Annotated in this window: 14 protein-coding genes; 8 read left to right on the top strand and 6 right to left on the bottom strand. The window is 36.7% G+C overall.

The window, feature by feature from the left end; all coding sequences use genetic code 11:
* Positions 1–142 precede the first annotated feature (142 nt).
* Positions 143–460, bottom strand: a complete 318-nt coding sequence (locus tag J8Z25_RS20900; protein ID WP_502934608.1) for a hypothetical protein — start codon at positions 458–460, stop codon at positions 143–145.
* 390 nt (positions 461–850) lie between these two features.
* Complete coding sequence (locus J8Z25_RS19620; protein ID WP_130052373.1) at positions 851–1,414, bottom strand: lipid-binding SYLF domain-containing protein; 564 nt, start codon at positions 1,412–1,414, stop codon at positions 851–853.
* Positions 1,415–1,556: 142 nt separating this feature from the next.
* Here J8Z25_RS19620 and J8Z25_RS19615 point away from each other — a divergent pair, with 142 nt between their 5' ends.
* Positions 1,557–2,768, top strand: coding sequence for a tyrosine-type recombinase/integrase (locus J8Z25_RS19615; RefSeq protein WP_167657296.1), 1,212 nt, complete (start codon positions 1,557–1,559; stop codon positions 2,766–2,768).
* Positions 2,768–3,958: a cation:proton antiporter gene (locus J8Z25_RS19610; protein ID WP_250662107.1), complete on the top strand. Its 1,191-nt coding sequence runs from the start codon at positions 2,768–2,770 to the stop codon at positions 3,956–3,958. Before J8Z25_RS19615 ends, J8Z25_RS19610 begins: the two co-directional genes overlap by 1 nt.
* 52 nt (positions 3,959–4,010) lie before the next feature.
* Here the strand turns inward: J8Z25_RS19610 and ydiJ are convergent, their stop codons facing one another.
* The gene (gene ydiJ, locus J8Z25_RS19605) at positions 4,011–7,055 is read right to left on the bottom strand and encodes a D-2-hydroxyglutarate dehydrogenase YdiJ (protein ID WP_250662106.1); all 3,045 of its coding nucleotides are present in this window, start codon (positions 7,053–7,055) and stop codon (positions 4,011–4,013) included.
* Between the two features lie 147 nt (positions 7,056–7,202).
* Here ydiJ and J8Z25_RS19600 point away from each other — a divergent pair, with 147 nt between their 5' ends.
* Positions 7,203–7,412, top strand: coding sequence for a PGPGW domain-containing protein (locus tag J8Z25_RS19600; protein ID WP_130052369.1), 210 nt, complete (start codon positions 7,203–7,205; stop codon positions 7,410–7,412).
* An 80-nt stretch (positions 7,413–7,492) separates the two neighbouring features.
* Here the strand turns inward: J8Z25_RS19600 and ppsA are convergent, their stop codons facing one another.
* On the bottom strand, positions 7,493–9,868 hold the full coding sequence (gene ppsA / locus J8Z25_RS19595; protein WP_138617233.1) for a phosphoenolpyruvate synthase: 2,376 nt from the start codon (positions 9,866–9,868) through the stop codon (positions 7,493–7,495).
* 152 nt (positions 9,869–10,020) lie between these two features.
* Between ppsA and ppsR the strand changes: the two genes are divergently transcribed.
* Positions 10,021–10,830 carry a posphoenolpyruvate synthetase regulatory kinase/phosphorylase PpsR gene (gene ppsR / locus J8Z25_RS19590; RefSeq protein WP_250662105.1) on the top strand — a complete coding sequence of 270 codons (810 nt, stop codon included), beginning with the start codon at positions 10,021–10,023 and terminating at the stop codon, positions 10,828–10,830.
* 63 nt (positions 10,831–10,893) lie between these two features.
* On the opposite strand, the gene J8Z25_RS19585 is transcribed toward ppsR, so the two are convergent.
* A complete protein-coding gene (locus J8Z25_RS19585) occupies positions 10,894–12,243 on the bottom strand; it encodes a class II 3-deoxy-7-phosphoheptulonate synthase (RefSeq protein ID WP_054563102.1) in 1,350 nt (449 codons plus the stop codon).
* Positions 12,244–12,676: 433 nt separating this feature from the next.
* On the opposite strand from J8Z25_RS19585, the gene J8Z25_RS19580 reads away from it, so the two are divergent.
* A complete protein-coding gene (locus tag J8Z25_RS19580) occupies positions 12,677–13,552 on the top strand; it encodes a DNA replication terminus site-binding protein (protein WP_250662393.1) in 876 nt (291 codons plus the stop codon).
* 57 nt (positions 13,553–13,609) lie between these two features.
* Here J8Z25_RS19580 and J8Z25_RS19575 read toward each other — a convergent pair whose 3' ends face one another.
* The gene (locus J8Z25_RS19575; protein ID WP_250662104.1) at positions 13,610–14,824 is read right to left on the bottom strand and encodes a replication protein A; all 1,215 of its coding nucleotides are present in this window, start codon (positions 14,822–14,824) and stop codon (positions 13,610–13,612) included.
* A gap of 769 nt (positions 14,825–15,593) precedes the next feature.
* Between J8Z25_RS19575 and J8Z25_RS19570 the strand changes: the two genes are divergently transcribed.
* The 3 genes from J8Z25_RS19570 (at position 15,594) to J8Z25_RS19560 (ending at position 21,368) form a co-directional block, all read left to right on the top strand.
* Complete coding sequence (locus J8Z25_RS19570; protein WP_167657300.1) at positions 15,594–16,832, top strand: AAA family ATPase; 1,239 nt, start codon at positions 15,594–15,596, stop codon at positions 16,830–16,832.
* A gap of 14 nt (positions 16,833–16,846) precedes the next feature.
* On the top strand, positions 16,847–17,809 hold the full coding sequence (locus J8Z25_RS19565) for a transcriptional regulator (RefSeq protein WP_167657301.1): 963 nt from the start codon (positions 16,847–16,849) through the stop codon (positions 17,807–17,809).
* Between the two features lie 415 nt (positions 17,810–18,224).
* On the top strand, positions 18,225–21,368 hold the full coding sequence (locus J8Z25_RS19560) for a DEAD/DEAH box helicase (protein ID WP_250662103.1): 3,144 nt from the start codon (positions 18,225–18,227) through the stop codon (positions 21,366–21,368).
* Positions 21,369–21,453 lie beyond the last annotated feature (85 nt).

Here is a 21,453-nt window from a genome sequence, read left to right as displayed (position 1 = left end):
GATAAATTCATGAAAAAAAACTAGAAAAATTCCGGTTTTATGTTACAAAAGTTAATATTATTTAACTAAGAAAAGTTAGGAAGATGGGTTAAAAGTTGGCTAAAACTGTAAACTTTTAGCAAACTTGATTTTTAAAATTACATTAATCACGCAAAAGGAAGTTACTCTGGCAGGGCGCTTCACCTGGGCTTTGATCTAACTTTGTATTAGGGCAGTTTTTAGTAAAAAATAGCGCTTCTCCTAGTGAGTTCATTTGGCTGCAGTATTGTCGGCCATCACACTCATATTTTGTCTTCTCGTAATCAGAAATTGTGATATCACGATTATGGCTGTACTTTGATTTTACAGGATCAATAATTTTTATTTTTATCGCTTCCTTCGGTGAGATACCACCATAATTCACCGCATAATGATCCCATGCAAAATAGCCAATGATGATAATTAGAAAAAATTTCCTCATTATAAATCCTTGTTATTATTGTTTAGACTAAAGTGAAGAGCGAATAGGCTTTGAGGCAGTAAGCCATATGTACAATACAGTAGCCGTACTATAATAAGGTGAAGAGATAATACTAAGTAAAATTAGAGGCTTATAAGTTAAATGTGAAATTTCTGATAGGTTAGATAAATCTAAAGTTTGAACTTAATAGATGTTCCGAGTATTTAATTATTAGAAATACTGTCTTTGTAAAACAAACTGAAGGTATCTTCTTAAGATATGAAATGTTAGGGCTTACAGGTAAACCTATTAAATACTACCCATAAATTACGTTATGTTAAATAGGTTAAAATAATTAAAAGTGGGAGTTAAGTTGCTAACTAGCCCACTTTTAGAAGGGTTTTTGAAAGGTTAATTTAGCTCAGAATCCACCCAAAACTTAGTGCCTTTGAGTACTGCTTGAAGAGCAAGTCCATTTTCGGTTAAAGAATAAACCGTAACTTGGTCTGCAATTGCTTCGGCAACTAAAGCACCACCTTTTTCTTCATATTTTGCTGCTGCATCAGCATTTCCACCGAATGCCCAACCATGTTCAATAAAGCGATTTACTGCTGCTTGGTTATGAAAAACCATTACTACATTAAAGTCTTTTACACCTAAACCGAGCCCCAAACCAGCTTCACCCATATTCATATAAGTTGATTTACCAGTTAGGTTATTTTTAACGACACCATAACCGCCACCAAAACTGGCTAAAACAACGTTAACATTGGCATTATCAAAAACGGCATAACCAGCAGAGTTAGCAATTTGTTGTTTAACATCTGGCTTTTGTGCGTACAATTCACTCAATGTGTTATTTTTCATACTTTGCACTAAAGCACGTTTTTCATTAGGGGACGCACTACCTGTAGTGGCGCAACCGGTTAAAATTGTGGTCATTAAAACTAAACTAATAACGATATACTTTTTCATACATATTCCTTGAATATTAGTATGGCAATCTAATTAATGATTAACTGTTGCAAATATTTAAGATATCTTAAGTCCAATACTAGACAGTATCGGACTTTATGGTAGTCTTATAACTAGTTATTTTACAAGATTTTTCATTATTATGCTCGTTGCTCTCGTTGATACACTTAAACAACTGCGATACCAAATTGCCCATCTAGAAGATGATACTCTTGCAATAGAATATCCTGAACTTGATAACTTTATACAACAAGTTGGATTGACAGTTGCTGAATCAAAAAGTGACTTATCTTTTGTTTATCAATTTTTATATGTGTATGGTCGAAAATCAGAAGCAACTTTTAATCGCTTTCGAAATGAACTTGAGCGATTTTGTTTATGGTCATGGTTGATTGCTGAAAAATCGGTTTTTGAACTAAAACGCGAAGACATAGAAGCATATGTTGATTTTATGGTTGAGCCAGATTCAGCTTGGTTATCAAACTCAGTGCAATGGCGTTATAAAGATGAACAAGGTATAAGAAAGCTTAATAAAAATTGGCGCCCTTTCATTAATAAAGAAAATATAGCAAGCCAACAAACACTAGCAGCTATGTTTACTGCGCTAAATGTATTTTATAAATTTGCGATTTTAGAAGAAAAAACGTTTGCTAATTTTGTACCGGTAGTTAAAAAGAATAGTCCATATTTAGTAGTGCAATCACAAATTAAGATTCCAGATACACTGAGTGACATTCAATGGGAGTATGTGTTTGGTGTAACACGTGACCTATGTGAGCAACAGCCTGATTTAGAAAGAAATTTATTTACACTAGCTTGTTTGAAAGGTTTGTATTTACGTATTTCTGAGTTATCTGAAAGACCACAGTGGTCGCCGGTGATGTCACATTTTTGGCAAGACAATGATGGCTTTTGGTTTTTAAGAATTATGGGTAAAGGTAATAAATTACGTGATGTCACTTTAAGTGAAGATTTTATCACTTACCTAAAACGTTACAGATTATACCGAGGCTTACCTGCCCTCCCCCGTGTTGATGAAGCCGAACCATTAGTACACAAAATTCGTGGTAAAGGTGGTATGACTGTTCGACAAATTCGTCGGTTAGTACAGCAAAGTTTTGATTTAGCAAAACAATCATTATTAGATGATGGTTTTAAAGACGATGCGGAACAACTTGAAGCGGCAACGGCTCACTGGTTAAGGCATACAGGTGCAACCCATGATGCTCAGACAAGACCGCTTAAACACTTATCGGAAGATTTAGGTCATGCAAAAATTGCTACGACTGATCAAATTTATATTCAAACAAATATAAAAGAACGCGCAAAGTCTGGAATTAAAAGGAAAGTTTAATGGAATATACCATACTCGCATTAGTTGGTTTAGCTTTGTTATTTTACTCACTGACAATTCGTCAGTTAGAACGAACAGAAATAACCGGGCCAATGTTTTTTGTTCTAGTTGGCATCGCTATGTCTTACTTTTTGCCTAGTGAGTTCAAGTTAGGTGAAGCGGGACTCAGTGAAATATTACCTTTAGTTGAATTAACTCTTAGTATTTTTTTATTTACCGATGCAGCAAAATCAAAACTGGCAGTATTAAAACATAGTTATCAATATCCTAGTCTTTTACTTTTTGTAGCTTTGCCAATGACATTACTATTAGGTGTTGCAGGTGCGTTGTTTTTCTTTTCTGAGCTATCACTTTTTCAATCTGCTTTGATTGCTATTATTTTAACGCCGACTGATGCAGCTCTTAGTAAAGGCATTTTAGAATCCACATCTGTACCTGAAAATGTTCGCGAAGGTATAAATACTGAGAGTGGTTTGAACGATGGACTTTGCGTACCAATATTTTTAGTTCTACTTTTATTAGCACAAAATCCAGAGAGTGCAGTAACAACGATTGATACCCTACTCGTTTTTGGTCGAGAATTAGGAGTCGCACTCGTTATTGCCAGCGTGTCTATGGCTGTGTTTATACCTCTTTTAAAAATTGCATTAGCACGTCATTATTTTGCAAATAACAGCAGCCCATTTTTATTAATTGGCTTGGTAATGGCTATTTTCTCTTTAACACAAAATTTTCATGGTAGTGGTTTTATTGCCGTTTTTGTAGCGGGACTATTATTTGATTACTTAGCACCTAAAAAAATTCGTTCAACATTAGTTAAAGACTCTGAACATATCGCTGAATTTGTTGCACTACTTATTTGGTGTTTATTCGGTTTTGTTTGTGGGCACTTAATTGTGAATGATATTACATGGCCAATTGTATTTTATGCCTTACTAAGCGTAACGATTTTTAGAATTGTGCCAGTTTTAATTTCGCTTATATTCACTAATTTAAATTTCAAAGACAAATTTACTTTTGCTTGGTTTGGTCCTCGAGGTTTAGCGTCTATTGTTTTTACTTTAATGGTTATGGACACAGCAATTGTGAACAAAGAACAAATTGCTACAGTGACATTAACGACAATTTTATTTAGTGTATTTATTCATGGCATGAGTACCAAGCCAATTGCAAAAAGTTACCAAAAATAAAGGCGCGTTAAGCGCCTTTATTTTTTTAATGAATTTAATAGCACTTTAATTTTTAAAGTAGCTCAGCAATTAATTGTAATGGATGTTTTGGTTTGAATTTTTCATAGCGCTTTACTTGGCTGCGACATGAGAACCCTGTTGCTAAAATTGTTTCAGGTTCATTGTCGGCAACAATTGGTTGCCAACTCATTTCATAAAGTGCGCGTGAATTTTCTTGGTTCTGTTTTTCGTGGCCATAGGTTCCTGCCATTCCGCAACAACCAGTACTTGTTGTGTCTAATTGTAAATTCAGGTCAGCAAAAATAGTTTGCCAAACTTTAGACGCATTTGGCATTGCTGTTGTTTCAGTACAATGACTTAACAGCTTAAATGGTGAAGTCTTATTAGTGGAAAGTGAAACTTGTTTGAAGTTTTGCGTTTGAAGCCATTCATGGGCAAGTTCAACTTTAAAATCACCACGGTCTTCTTTTAAGATTGATACATATTCATCTCGGTAACACATAACCAAAGAAGCATCGAGTCCAACTAATGGTGCATTGATTTCACTCAGTGAATTTAAAAACTCAGCAGCATTTTTTGCTGTTGTTCTAAATTCATTTAAAAACCCTTTCACATGCTGTGCTTTACCATTTGGTTTAAAAGGTAATAGCATTGGTTTTTTGCCTAACGCTTTAATTACTTTAATAAAGCTTTCGACTAATTCGGCTTCATAAAAACTAGTAAATGGATCTTGTACTATCAGTACATATTCGGCTTGCTCTTCTTTTGAAAGCGAATTAAGTAATTCAAAATTGAAATGCTGCTCTTTTGAAATACGTTTTGAAAGTTGCGGGACGCTTAAACTGGGCGTATCAACATAACCAATCGTATTTTTGATTAACCCAGAAACAAGTTTAGTGTTTACTATTGGGTTAACAACTTTAGCAAATTTTGCCATAACAGGTGCAGTTTGCTCGATACCCGCAACTAAGTAATCCTTAGCTGGTCGTGCATAATAACTGTGATAGAAATTTAAAAACCTTGAACGAAATGTTGGAACATCCACTTTGATTGGGCATGCAGTGGTACATGCTTTACAAGCTAAACATTCGTCCATAGATTCTTTCACCTCGTGAGAGAAATCATAAACGCCCTTTTTCTTATCACGACTATGTTGATAGCGCTCCCACCAAGTGATGACTTCGCCATTGATCAATTCTTTTTCAACATTGAGCAAATCAATATTTTCTGACTCTTGAAGTCGTAGCCATTCACGCATTAAACTTGCGCGCCCTTTTGGTGAATAACGGCGGTCACCAGTAACTTTATAAGATGGGCACATTGGTGATTTTTCGTCATAGTTAAAACACAGACCATTACCGTTACAGGTCATAGCGTTATTAAATTCTGTTTTAACATCGATAGAAATTTCTTTGTCGAACCAAGCTCGCTTTTGATCATCAACTGAAACTAGTGAGTCTTTACTTTCAAGTGGAGTACAGATTTTACCTGGATTTACTCTATTATTTGGATCAAATGCCGCTTTAATTTTTCTTAATTGTGTAAATAAATGTTCGCCAAAAAATTCAGGGCCATATTCACTACGATACCCTTTGCCATGCTCACCCCACATTAAGCCGCCATATTTGGCAGTAAGTTTAACGACTTCATCTGAAATCTGTCGAAGTAATTTTTCTTGTTCAGGGTCGCACATATCAAGAGCTGGTCGAACATGTAATACGCCAGCATCAACATGGCCGAACATCCCATATTGTAGGTTGTGTTTATCGAGAAGTTCACGAAACTCGACTATAAAATCTGCTAAGTTTTCTGGTGGAACCGCAGTATCTTCAGCAAAAGCTAACGGTTTTTGACTGCCTTTTACATTACCTAAAAGGCCTACTGATTTTTTACGCATTGCATAAATTTTTAAAATATCAGCTTTGTCATTCGTTAACTGATAACCGATCACCCCATTAGTTTGTTTTTCAACACATTCATCAAGTAACTTGCAAAGAGTATCTACTTTATCTTTAATATCTTCAGGTGAAACAGCATTAAACTCAACCATGTTGAGTCCTTGCATTTCTCTGTTTTCAACATCGGTTATTAAGTCCGATACTGAGTGCCAAATAATATCTTCACGAGCAAGGTTAAGTACTTTACTGTCGACAGTTTCTACAGAAGTTGCATTTGCTGCAACTAAGAATGGTGAATGACGCAGAGCAGAGTCAAAGCTATCATATTTAATGTTAATTAAAGTCTTAAATTCTGCAATTGGTGTAATGTTTAGTTTTGCTTCAGTTACAATACCTAATGATCCTTCAGAGCCAGTAATTAATCGGCTCATATCAAAGGTTTGTAAATCATCAGAAAAAATATGTTCTAAATCGTAGCCGGTAAGAAAGCGGTTTAAACGCGGGAACTTTTCTAAAATAGCATCACGGTTCTCAAGGCCAATATCGATAACTGTTTTATACAATTTACCTATGGTTGTGTTTTGTTCAGCAATTATTTTTGCTTTTTCAACGCTCATAGGTGTTGTAGACATTTCTGTTCCATCAACAAGATAAGTAGTAAGGCCTAAAACATGATCACTTGTTTTGCCATAAACTAAAGAGCCTTGACCTGAGGCGTCTGTATTTATCATTCCACCAATTGTTGCTCGGTTACTAGTTGACAGATCAGGTGCAAAGAAAAAACCGTAAGGACGTAAAAAGTCATTTAATTGGTCTTTTATTACACCAGTTTGAACGCGCACCCAGTTTTCTTCGACATTGATTTCTAAGATTTCACGCATATAGCGAGATAAATCAACAACTATTCCTGGCGTTAGCGATTGGCCATTAGTACCCGTGCCACCACCACGTGGACCAAAAGTCAGTGATAAAAACGGATCACGTGACGCAATTTGCATAGCAAGTTGTATATCTTTTGCTGACTTTGGAAAGATGACACCTTGAGGTACTTGTTGATAAACGCTGTTATCGGTCGATAAACTTAAACGTGTAGAAAAGCTTGCATCGGTATCACCACTAAAACCTTGTTTTTTAATTGTTTCTAAGTAATTAGATACGAGTTCTGTGGCAGCTTGTTGTTGGCTTATTGTTGCTATCATGACAGTGATAAATTAAGGCATTTTGCAAATTATATCATGCTAATAGCTAAGATAAATTGAAGATTTTACAGTTTGTAACACTCTTTTTATCGATTTCTGGAGTAATGCTTTTATACTGTGTAATAAAGCAGCAGATGAGATAGACAGATGAAAAAGATTGCATTAATCAGTTTAGGTGCCTTATGCATGTTATTGGGATTAGTTTTTGTTATTATTCCCGGACCGTCGCTGATCTTTTTTATTGCAGGACTTTTCTGTTTATCTTTTTATTATCCTAAAGCGCGTGATTATTTAGCCTTGTGCCAAAAGGCACTTACTAAGTCATGTGCCTATATAGATAAAAAACTTGCTCGCTGATTTCTAATTGAGTAACAAAAATGCCAGCTAAATGCTGGCATTTTTTATATTAGAATCTTTATTTTAGATAAATAAAGTACTTAGTCTGCTAATTTCTTAGCAAGATATAACCAAGTTTCTAATACTGTATCAGGGTTTAGAGAAACAGAATCAATACCCTGCTCTACTAACCAAGCTGCAAAATCTTCATGATCTGAAGGACCTTGACCACATATACCTACGTATTTGCCTTTTGCTTTAGCAGTTTGAATTGCCATTGATAATAGTTTCTTGATTGCAGGGTTACGCTCATCAAATAGATGTGCAATTAAACCAGAATCACGGTCAAGACCTAATGTTAACTGAGTTAAATCGTTTGAACCGATAGAGAAACCATCGAAATACTCTAAGAACTCATCTGCTAGTAAAGCGTTTGATGGTAATTCACACATCATGATTACTTTAAGACCATTTTCGCCACGTTTAAGGCCATGTTCTTCAAGTAGTTCAATAACGCGTTTACCTTCTTCAAGTGTACGAACAAATGGGATCATGATTTCGATATTAGTCATACCCATTTCGTTACGAACACGTTTAATCGCTTCACACTCTAGCGCGAAACAGTCACGGAAATCTTCAGAGATATAACGTGCTGCACCACGGAAACCAATCATTGGGTTTTCTTCTTCCGGCTCATATTGCTGGCCGCCAACAAGGTTTGCATATTCGTTCGACTTGAAGTCAGACATACGAACAATTACACGCTCTGGTGCAAACGCACAACCTAGTGTTGCAATACCTTCAACAAGCTTAGAAATATAGAATTCAACAGGCGATTCATAACCAGCCATCATTTCTGAAATTTCAGCTTTAAGCTCATCAGATTGCGCATCAAAATTAAGAAGCGCTTTAGGGTGAACACCAATCATACGGTTGATTACGAATTCAACACGAGCAAGACCAACACCAGCATGCGGTAAACGTGCAAAGTCAAATGCACGATCAGGGTTACCCACGTTCATCATAACTTTCATTGGTAATTCTGGCATTTCATCAACGCGTGAAGTAAGTACTTCGTAATCTAAAATACCTTCGTAGATGTAACCTGTATCACCTTCGGCACACGATACTGTTACATCTTGGCCTGCTTTAATTAAATCAGTTGCATTACCACAACCAACAACAGCAGGAATACCTAATTCACGAGCAATGATCGCTGCGTGACAAGTACGGCCACCACGGTTTGTAACAATCGCAGCGGCACGTTTCATGATTGGCTCCCAGTCTGGGTCAGTCATGTCAGTAACTAGAATGTCACCTTGTTGTACTTTGTCCATTTCATCAATTGAATCAAGTACGCGAACTGTACCTGAACCAATTTTATGGCCAATTGCACGGCCTTCAGCAACAACTGTGCTTGTACCATTTAATTGGAAACGCTCCATTACGTTAGCGTCTTCGTTTGAACGAACTGTTTCTGGACGCGCTTGAACGATGTAAAGTTTACCGTCATTACCGTCTTTTGCCCACTCGATGTCCATTGGACGACCGTAGTGTTTTTCAATGATCACAGCTTGCTTTGCAAGTTCTTGAACTTCAGCATCTGTGATTGAGAATTTGTTTGAAAGCGAAGAATCTACATCAACAATTTCAACTTGCTTACCGTGTGATTCATCCGCAGAGTAAATCATTTGGATTGCTTTTGAACCAATATTACGGCGAACTACAGCAGGTTTACCGTTAGCAAGTGTTGGTTTGTGAACATAAAATTCATCTGGGTTTACAGCACCCTGTACAACCATTTCACCAAGACCATAGCTTGAAGTTACAAATACAACATCTTCAAAGCCAGATTCAGTATCAATACTGAACATAACACCTGAAGCTGCTTTATCTGAACGAACCATGCGTTGGATACCCGCTGATAATGCAACACCACGGTGATCATAACCTTGGTGTACACGGTAAGAAATAGCGCGGTCATTAAATAGTGAGGCAAACACGTGTTTGATGGCAGTCATTACTGCATCAATACCACGTACGTTTAAAAACGTTTCTTGTTGTCCTGCGAATGAAGCGTCTGGCATGTCTTCTGCTGTAGCAGATGAGCGAACTGCAAATGAAACATCTTGTGATGCGTCGCCATGTAATTGGCTATATGCGTCGCGGATGGCTTGGTCTAGGTTAGGTTGGAATGGTGTATCAATAATCCATTGGCGGATTTCGGCACCGACTTTAGCGAGTGTATTTACATCATCCACATCCAATGTGTCTAAAATGTCGTGGATTTTTGAGTTTAACCCAGATTGCTCTAGAAACTCGTTGAATGCATCAGCGGTTGTAGCGAAACCACCAGGCACTTGAACACCAGCGTTAGCTAGGTTTGAGATCATTTCACCCAGTGAAGCGTTTTTACCGCCAACACGTGGAACATCTTGCATACCAAGCTCTTGATACCAGAGAACGTATTCTTGCACGGATCTTTCTCCATAAACAAATTGTAGTACTAACTGTGAGAGTTAAGAAAGAAAACCTTCTAAAAAGGTCGTAGTCATTCTACACTGGCAACAGACCTCACGTAAACCGTGAAGCCCCTATTTTGCAGATAAAGGTAATAAAAAGGTTAAATATGAGAACTGCATTTTATATTTCTGATGGAACAGCAATCACTTCTGAAGTATTTGGTCATGCGACCTTATCATTGTTTCCTGTGGATTTTAATCACAAAACAATTCCTTTCGTTGAAACTGAAAAAAAAGCGAATGAAGTTAAGAACTTGATCAATTCAACCGCACAGCGTGATGGCGAACAGCCATTAGTATTTTTTACTTTTGTTAATCATGAGCTAAGTGAGATAATTAAATCTTCTTGTGCGGTTTGCTATGACTTTTTATCACAATATAGCGATAAAATTTCTCAAGAATTAGAAGTTGCACCTGTACCAAAAGTACATAGAACTCATTCAATGCACGAGAAAAGTTATGATTTTCGCATTGACGCAGTTAACTATGCGTTGACTAATGATGATGGTGCTAATATTAAAAACTACTCAGAAGCAGATATTATTTTAGTAGGTGTAAGCAGAAGTGGTAAAACACCGACTAGCTTATACCTAGCATTGCAATATGGTATTAAAGCGGCTAACTACCCTCTTACAGAAGATGATTTAGAAAGAGGCACTTTGCCTGAATGTTTAAAGGCTTACAAACATAAACTATTTGGTTTAACTATTGACCCTGTTCGCCTTGCGGATATTCGACAGCGTCGTATGGCGAATTCAAAATATGCGTCTTTAAAACAGTGTCGTATTGAAGTACGTGAAGTAGAAATGCTTTATAAAAAACAGAAGATTCAATATCTCAATTCAACACATCATTCAGTTGAAGAAATATCTGCGAAAATTATATCTGATACAGGTCTTGAAAGACGTAAGTACTAACTTAATTTAGTATCGGACATTAAAAAGGCTGCATGTTGCAGCCTTTTTGGTTAACTTAGGATGTTACTTACGTGCGTCTTTTAATAAATCAGCAACTAAGAAACCAAGTTCTAATACTTGATCCGCATTTAAACGTGGGTCGCACTGTGTACGGTAACGTTGAGCTAAATCTTCATCTGATAATCCATACGCACCACCAGTACACTCTGTTACATGTTGGCCTGTCATCTCAAGGTGAACACCACCTGGGTAAGAACCTTCGGCCTTGTGAACTGCAAAGAACTGGCTGATTTCACGAAGAATATTATTAAAGCTACGTGTCTTATAACCTGAACTCGCTTTTTCTGTATTGCCATGCATTGGATCGGAACTCCAAATAACTTTACGGCCTTCTTGTTGTACTTTACGGACGAGAGCCGGTAACTTTTCTGGAAGAACATCAGCACCCATTCGTGTGATTAAAGTTAAGCGACCAGGGATGTTATCTGGGTTAACTGCATCAATAAGCTTGATAAGTTCATCTGGGTCCATACCCGGGCCAACTTTTACGCCTATTGGGTTTTTAATACCTTTAAAGAATTCGATATGCGCGTGGTCTAATTGTCGAGTACGCTCACCAATCCAAACAAAGTGTGCAGAACAATCGTACCAGTCACCTGATAAGTGGTCACGGCGTGTAAGTGCCTCTTCGTAACCTAGTAATAAGGCTTCGTGTGATGTAAATAAGTCTGTTTCTTTTAGGCTTGGAGCAACAGTTGAGTCAATACCACACACTTCCATAAACTCAAGTGCATCTTGAATTCTATCCGCTAACTGTTGGTACTTCTCTTTAAGTGGGTTTGCTGCAACAAAACCCATGTTCCAACGGTTTACTTGGTGTAAATCCGCTAAGCCACCTTGAGCAAATGCGCGTAATAGATTTAACGTTGCTGCACTGTGATGATATGCCGTCATTAAACGCTGTGGATCTGGTACTCGAGCTTGCTCTGTGAATTCAAAATTATTGATGATATCACCACGGTACGAAGGTAATGACACACCATCAATTGTCTCGTAATCTGACGAACGTGGTTTAGCATACTGACCAGCCATACGGGCGATCTTAACTACAGGGCACTTACCACCATAAGTTAAAACAACGGCCATCTGTAAAAGTGTTTTAAATGTATCGCGAATGTTTGCAGCATTAAAGTCACTAAATGACTCTGCACAATCACCACCTTGTAATAAGAAAGCTCTGCCTTCACATACAGCTTCTAGTTGTTTGTATAAGCTACGCGTCTCTTCAGCAAATACTAAAGGTGGTGCGCTTTTTAATTGTCCCTCAACTGATTTAAGGGCTTCTTGATCTGGGTACTCTGGCTGCTGAAGTATCGGCAGTTTTCTCCAGCTGTCTGGGTTCCACGATTGCATGTTCTTTCCTCATTCCTAACATAGACCGTTAACGAAAACTAACTTATTGCACGTAGTAAGTTCAAGGACAATATTCAGGTATTTGTAATTATTTAGTTATTTAATAAATTCTTTAAGTATTAATGATTAAAACCGAAGAGTTTAAACCATTTAAAACAGATAGTTATCACTATTCTTATGCGTTTACTCTTTACAATAAAGGGAGAACACATCTTACCATAAGTTACTATCTATGTAACCTCAGCTTTACGCTAGATAAATACACTTTTCTAGCACTATATTGAAAAATAATAAAAGCATGCTATGGAATACTGTAAAGAACACATCATACTTATTTATGTTTGAAGTTAGGTCAGCAATAATGAAAATGGAAACTTCAAATTATCAAAAGAAAAGGTTAAACTTGAAACATGAGTATGTAAGATGTGTTCTTATGAGTACAAAGCTAGAAATTCGCAGTCAGTTTGATTTGGTCAGTGAGCTAACCCATTTATTTTGTGAAGAATTAAAACAGATGGGGTTTTATAAAGCGTCATATTATCAGTTGCCAGATATAAATATTAACGATGAAAAACAAGTTCCTTCTAATATCCCTGTTAATAAATTTGAGGGAGAGGAAGCTCAAAAGCAAATTCTTAATTCTTTTGGGGACTTTTACAAGAAAACGGGGTTAAGTAGCCGTGTATTAAAAAGGCATCCTGGGTTGTTAGTACTAAAAGATGTCGATAAGCAGTTTATTACCGCACGAATAAATCAGTTAAATAAAGCTAAATCCGATTTTAAAAACTGTGTGTTAGCAATTGATAATAATGATGCACGCTTTGAAGCTGTTCACAACGCAGTGCCAAACCTTATTACTTTAGCTGCTTATCGTAAAATTCATTTTGAAACTGAGTCCCCCTACTCTGTTCGTTTTACCTGGATGCACAAACATGCAACAAAAACGCTTACAAAAAAAATGGCGTTAGCTATGTTAGAAAAGTCGGCAGGTTATTCAAATCCAAGAATGATCGACCAACATTCTTGGCAAACACTTGTAGCACAAGAACAAAGTCGTGTTGCAAGTTTGGGTGATAAAGAAAAATTACGAATTCGCAGGCCTACAAGAGTAAGTCCACAAGTAAATGTAAGATACACAGCGCAAAACCGATATCATGTTAGTGCAGCTCTCCCATTTATTTTGATAAACCCAGAACCAGATGTAAAACTTGGTACATTATCAGATTACCAAAAACCGGAGAGTCATCCTCGGAAAAGAGAATATGATTTCTTAGTAGATAGACTTTACTTAGAACAAGTAACAGATTGATTATGTTAAAAAGGCCACATGCGTGGCCTTTTTTCATAGTATGTATTATTAATGAAATTAATCTTCTACTATTTCTTCAATTTTATCTTCATCGATTAAAACTGCATTCTCGACAATACGTTTACCACCTTGAATTTCGATTCGTTTATTATGCTTATTAAGCGTAAGAATCTCATCGCAAAATTGATCAGACGGATGCATCTCGTAAGTGTAATCAATAATATTACCGGTTTTGTCATCTTTAACATTGGTAATGTTATATTCAGAAATTGCACCTTTCTCAATTAAGTCTTTCATTGTAGTTGTCATATCACGACGTAATGCTTTTAATTTATTCTCGGTAATTTCGTCGGTTGAATAAATTGAGCCGTACTTTTCCATGATAGATAAAAGGCGGAAATGGTAAGTTTTACCCGGAGCAGCGTAGCGCCATAAATGATATAAACGAAGCATCATCCAACGAGATAAACCACGTTTTAATTCTTGAGCACTATTGAAGTAGTAGCCTTTATATTCAAGGTTGTCGATCATGTTATGAACAAATGCGTTCAAACATGCCACACATTTCACGTTACCACCCTGACCTTTTTTGCCACTAAAATGAAGTGATGACAAAAAGTTCATATTCGATTCGTAAAATGAATCATCAATATCTGAGTTACGGGTATCTGTCGCTGAATATTTAAAAGAAAGTTTAGAACCTTGTAATGCCTCTAATGATTCTTTAATTTGTGGATACGGCATCGATTGACCAACCGCTTTTAATTCTTGCGCTAATTCATTCATCGAAAAAACAACCGCGTATTGAATTCCCGATTTAAAATTAATTTTTACAATCTTACCTTTTGAGGCTAATCGAATTAAGGCTCGTTCCACCTTTTCTTCACGATCAGATGGCCAAACAAGGTATTCTACATCTTCACCATCTTTACGTGTACTTACCACTGCAGGTGTTATTTTAATTTCGCCATCATAAAGAATGCCATCTACTTTTTCAGAAATTTTTCGAGTAACAATTGTTTTCTTTGGTGCTTCTTCAACAGGAAGCTTCTTATGACCAGAACGAACAAAACGTCCCCATAAATCATAATGATTAAAAGTATTCGAGTAAGCTCTCAAACCATGTGCTGCATTTTCAATTGAAACGCGCACATCTTTATTGTCTGTAAATAGTGCAAGACTTTCATTATCAATCGCACTTTCCACCCCGTGGATCTGCCCGCGTAAAGTATCGGGTAAGTTATCTACCGAGATGTTGACCTTTTGGCTCATTGTTCTTATTTCCAATTTTTCTTCGACAGTTAATAACAACACATAAAACTTCAAAAGTTAAATGTTTAAGTTAGTATAAACTTGATCCGATCATAATTTATTTCTTTGGATCAGATTTATACCAACTAATTCTTACTTGCTAATTTTCAGATCAGATTTTTACTAAGTTATAGTTCATAGGTCGTGATTTTACTAACTCAGTTCAAATTATGTCCTGCAAAACGCCTTTTTATAGCAAATTAACACGACATAAATCCCATTTTCAAAACACCATGTGGATAAAGCGACTTCAAGTTAGCATAGATCTGATCTGTACCAACTATAGATCAGATCCATACTAACTTATTGCTTGATTTGATTAGCTTGTCAGTGCATAACTTTATAATTTAGTTAGTAAAAAATTGATCTATACCGATGATTTTGTGAATAAACTCGTGACTAAGCTGTGCATAACTCAAATGCTCATTTTTTGCTTAGTATTAGGCTGATCTGTGAGTAATAAGAGATCTGATCTTTACCAAGTAAAAGTATGATCTGGCTTTTTACTAAATATTCAATAAAATCAGTCAGATATTTCTATATTTTAGCATCTTAACCTTATATACCTATATATTTAACCGATATTAATCTTATTTATTTATACTTAGCTTCAATAAAGTTACAATTTTTTATTAAATGTCTTATAAATAAAAGGCATGTCGTCTTAAATACTTGTTTACAGCAATTTGAATGGACATTATACTTAAAGCATAACTTTGAGGAAGAAAGTATGTCTATCAATAATAATGCGCTAGCCACTTATAGGTTACTAAAAGCGACAGCAGAAGTTGCTGAAAAATCGCTAGAAGGACGTATTCAACATTATCGTGCTCATCTAAAGTCTGAAGAAAAAGAACTTCGAACTTATACCCAAAAAGCAGCAGCTGATTTATTAGGCTGTAATAATCGTACCTTAAAACGACGCCATGATAATGGTGACTTTGATAAACTTAACATTAAACGTGGTGCAAATGGTCACTATGCATATACCTTAGTAAATATTTTTGCTATGGCCGATATCATGGATATTAAGCCTGATCACCGTACAGAGGACGATAAATTACAAGTTATCGTTATCAATTCATTAAAAGGTGGCTGTGGTAAAACAACAAGCATGGTAAATATTGCCGCTGCACTTGCTACTACCAACATTAAACGCTATCGAATCGGTATTATTGATCTTGATCCACAAGGCTCTTCTTCAAGTTTTTTCCCACCAAGTGAGCCAGACCCGATCACTGTGGGTGACTTGATGCGTGATTGTATCGAGCTTGAAGAAAATGAAACTTGGCATGAGCTAGTAGGTAATTCTTTTTTACCTACCCACATTCCTAATATTCGTATTTTACCTTCAGGTATGGATGACTTTTACTTTGAGCATGAAACAGCAACTTTATTAAAAGATAGCTCTAGTTACGATAAAACACGTCATTATCATAAGCTGCTAGAAAAAGTTATCGAGCCAGTAAAAGACCAATTTGACATTATTCTAATTGATACAGCTCCATCTCTTAACTTCATGTTTTATAATGCATTAATGGCTTCAACTGCGATGCTTATTCCGGTTCATCCTGAAGCTGTCGACTTTGATGCAAACAATAAATACTTAAAACGATTAGGTGAGATTTACCATACAGTTGCAGCACTTGGTCACCAAGGTTGGGATTTTATGCAATTCTTGGTAACTAACTATGTTAAGGGTAACCACTCACAACGAGATATTGTTAAAGATGTTCGTAGTGCATTTGGTCGCCAAGTAATGAGCTATCCAATTAATCATAGTTCTGCTATCACAGCTAGTTCATCATCTTTTAACACCATTTTTGATCAAAAAACCTCTGACAGCTTAGCTAGTCGTGAGTCTTTACTTCGTGCTCAGGAAAATATCAAAGATGTAGTAGATGAGCTTGAAATGCTGATCCGCTCGAATTGGCAATCAACTCAGTCGTCTCTAAATTCAGCTAAGTAAGGTAAAGAATAAAAATGGCTAAAAAACGTAAAAATGATACCAGCTTAGACCCTTTTTCAACCTCAATTGAAAGTAGTAGCTTAGATGCTTTGCTTGAACAGGCATCGGCTGGCGATGTTATTAGTATGCCAGCACCTAGCGATCCTACTCGTCAAATTACCCTGGTGTGTAAGGTTATTCCTAGCTCAGAAATTGAAGCAAGAACAAAGGTCTATGGTAAAAACCGCCGCGTACAATCATTACTAAATGAAAAGTCAGTTGCAGATATCCTTCCCGCAATTGCCGAAGACGGCCGCAATCAGCACCCTGCACTATGTTGGGATAAAGGTGACGAAATGCTTGTGTTAGCAGGCTCTCGTCGTCGTAAAGCATGTATTTTGAGTAACTCTGATTACTTAGTTTTAAGCTCTGAAGATTTTACAGATCAAGATGCTAAAATCCTTGCAGTATCATCAGACCAATACATTGCCCCAAGTCTGTGGGAGCTTGGTCAAGCTTATCAACAAACCCGTGATGAACTTATTGCTGAGGGTAAAAAGGGCTCTTATCGTGAGATTGCGGCAATTGAGGGGGTATCTCACACTGCGATTGCTGATGCTATCAAAGCTTATGAGAATCTCCCTGCAACAGTTTTGAGCCTTTATCCTACAGCTAACCATGTTGGCCGTGAAGTGGCCAAAAAGCTAATTAGTGCCAAAGAACGTGATGAGCAGTTATTCACTAAGTTAGTAAATGATGTGAGTAGTGATGCTGAAATAGCGCAAATTAGTAGTGATGATAAACGTGCTCTGGCAATTACAAAATTATTAACTGCTGAGCCTGCAACGCCAAGTCGCCGAGAAGCGCTCATCGACAGTGAGTTTGTTAGCGTACAGCGCAATATCAAAAGCGGCGATTTATCTGTCAAAATCGATAATAAAGTGATGACAGACAAACGTTTAGAGCAGTTAACTAAACTTTTAAATAGCTTTAATTAGTTAGTAAAATAATGATCTATCGCGCTTTTACTGTTAGTAAAAGCGTGATCCCAACCTCCCATTTGTTAGTAAAATAATGATCTAATAATGTAAAAATAGCTACTTATTAGCCTCTCAGATCAGTTTTTTACCAACTAATAACCCCTTTACAGGCTTTTTACTCCATAAATTTGTTTACTTAGTAAAAAAGCGATCTGTAAAGCCCCTGCCTTGTTATTAAGCTGTTTATATCTTGTGCGATTGTTGTTTGTTAAATGCTCAGAATGTCAATTTTCAACTTTCATTTTCTTTTAAAGCAGTTTTTTACTAAGTTATCAGCTCCAACCAGTCCAATATTGCTCAATAGTGCTTTAGCTCTGGGTCGATAGATCATATACTGGCAGAATTATTTTTTGTTTTTACTGCCATAAGCGTTATGTCTGCTAACTTATCCAAAAATGACTTATTAGCTATCTTTGAAGAAATAAAACAAGAGCAAGAAACTCAGTTTCCCCTGTCTGAGCGCTTCATTAAACAGCTGTTTAAGCCACATGTGTTAAGTAAAGCAAAAGAGTATCATCAGAACGGTCAAATAAACTGGTTAGAACATAACAGTGACTTTAGTGTTATTGATGCATCGATGTTTGGTAACGAAGGAAATACCTTCACTCAGCATATTGAGATCAGTAAATTACCAAGTGGATTTTCGGTCGATTCACACTGCACTTGCGGATCTAAAACCAAATGTCGTCATATTGCCGCCGTGTTACTTAAGCTCAAAATTGAACATTCAGGCGACTACGGTGAAGACTACATCATTAACGATTGGTTTAGTGAACTTAAGACGCTTAAGCAGATTGCCAACGAAGATGCCAAACAGGTTTTATTATTTGTTCTTGATGTAGAGAAATCTATAGTAACTATCACCCCGAAGATTGCTAATTATGACCCTGAACATAATTATACCCTAGGTCGAAATCTTACAGAGCAGCAATTAAACAGCTTTGTAACTCCTACTGATTTACTAGAGTCAGACTTTCGTTTATATAGTTGGATACGCTCACAAAATGCACTCGGTAAATTAGAGCTCAAAGGTCAATGGGGGTTTGCTGCACTACAGCAATTAATCGCCACGCAACGTTTGTTCTTAGGTCGTTCACGCCAAGCTATTAAAGCTGATAGCATGCAAGCTCTAGAGTTTGATTGGAAACAAAATAAAGACTTAACCTCATTGAGTATGACGCTAGCAGGCCAAGATAATTGGTTATTATTAAAAACAACACCTCCGACCTACCTTGATCCAGAAAAACTAAAAGTAGGTCGTATTCGTACTCCATTAACAGCTGATGAAATAGCTTTACTCGCAAATATGCCTGCAATTCACACTGAGAACTTTGACCGTGTTTATCAGCAACTCAATGATAACTTCGGTGAAGGGGTTATTCCGCATGCTTTTAAGCAAAGTAAAAAAAGCCTAGCTCGAACTGTATTCCCAGTCATCAGTATTAATAATGACGAGGGTACAATCCGCTTATCATTGCAGTTTAATTATCAAAACTCCTTGTATGATTTAAGCCAAGCTCCAGCGGATATACTCAACCAGTCATTAGAAAATACCGTTGTAAATGAATTAACCAATCTCGGTTTTGAATTATGTAAAGGGGCTTTACAAACTGAGTTTATCTTTAATAAACAATCAGTTATTCATGAGCACTGGCTAAAGTTTGAAATTATTCCTAACTTATTAAAGCGTGGTTGGAAAATTAATGATGAGTTAGAGGTCGGCAAAGCTCTAAAACAGCTTTCACTGCAAGTTGAGCGTGGTAAAGGACATCAGATAGTTAGTAAAATCGTGATCTCTGGAGTCAAAACGCAACAACTATTTATCACTGATAATAATATTTATCAGTCACTTAATAGACAAAGTGAGCGTTTCTATTATTTTACTGTAGGTAAACGCTTTGCGGTAGTTGAAAAGGTCGCGATGATGCAACTTAACGATTATCGTGAACGTTTTGAGCATATCAAAACGCGTGACGAAATCTTAATGCCGCTATCGTTTTTGCCAAAGCTTATTGAGCAAAAAGCGATTAAGGTGAATATTGTTGACGATGTGCTAGATGCTTACTTAGCTGAGTTAAGTGACTCACAACAGTTAATTAAAAAGTCCGATATTCAAGGCTTAAACAAAGGTGTGCAGCTAAGAGAGTATCAGCAACTTGGCGTCGACTGGCTCAACTTTTTAAAACGTCACCAGCTCGGTGGTATTTTGGCTGACGACATGGGACTAGGTAAAACCTTACAAGTTATCGCCTTTTTAGCTAACGCAAAACAATCACCTCAATCGGGTCCTACATTAATTGTTTGCCCAACAAGCCTTGTTGGTAATTGGCAAAGCGAAATTAATAAGTTTGCTAGCAACTTAAAAATCACCACAGTATTCGGTGCTGCTCGCAGCGACCAATTACAACAGCTGTCGCAAGCTGATTGTATTTTAACGACTTACCCACTGCTTAAGCGCGACATCGCTTTTTATTCGCCGCTTTATTTTGAAAATATCATTTTAGATGAAGCCCAATATATTAAAAATGATGCAGCTCAAGTTTCACGTTTGGTTAAGCGCCTTAATGCTGACTTTAAATTGTGTTTAAGCGGCACCCCTATTGAAAATAATCTATTTGAGCTTAAATCCTTGCTCGACTTTGCTATGCCGTCTTTACTTGGTTCGCAAACACATTTTAAAAGCTACTTTCAAACGCCTATTGAGCGTGATAACGATGTACAACGCGCTGACGAATTGAAGTCATTGATCATGCCATTTATCTTACGCCGAACTAAAGCGCAAGTTACTCAAGAGTTACCAGAGAAGACAGAGCTAGTAAAAGAATTTGAATTTGAAACTAAACAAAAAGAAATTTATACCGGTATAACTGAATCATTAGAGCAGAAATTGGTCGATTTATTTGCTCAGCAGGGTGTGCAAAAAAGTAAGCTGGCTTTTCTGGATGCATTATTAAAATTAAGACAAATTTGTTGTCACCCCAAATTGATAGATCCAACATCTCAAGCAGGCAGCGCTAAGCTTGAATGGCTTTCTAAACATTTACCTATCATGCTTAGTGAAGGCCGAAAGGTGATTATATTTAGTCAATTCACCATGGCACTTGATGTGATTGCGGAGCGATTAAATGAGCTTGGCATCAGCTTTAGTATGCTAACAGGGCAAACAAGACAACGCGATCGTGTTATCGAAGAGTTTACTCAAGGTGATACATCTGTGTTCTTAATTAGTTTAAAAGCCGGTGGTACAGGGTTAAACCTGACTCAAGCAGATACCGTGATTCATTTTGACCCTTGGTGGAACCCTGCTGTTGAGAAACAAGCGACAGATCGTGCTTATCGAATTGGCCAAACTAATCCTGTGTTTGTTTATAAATTGATTATGGCTAACTCAATTGAACAAAAAGTATTTAAAATGCAGCAGCATAAGCAAGCGCTTGTTGATGCATTATTTACTGAAAAATCAATGAGTTTTACTCAGTTTGATGAAGAGCAAATGCTTGCGCTGATAAAAAATTAAATTTTTTTAAAGTTTTTTTGAACTAATCAAATTTTAGGGCGTCTATTATTATGCTTGTTGTTAAATTGCAGTTTACATAAGCATT

Origin of the sequence: Pseudoalteromonas sp. SCSIO 43101 (assembly GCF_023650775.1) — a bacterium.
Lineage (GTDB): Bacteria > Pseudomonadota > Gammaproteobacteria > Enterobacterales > Alteromonadaceae > Pseudoalteromonas > Pseudoalteromonas apostichopi.
This window is presented reverse-complemented; position numbering and strand designations above follow the sequence as displayed.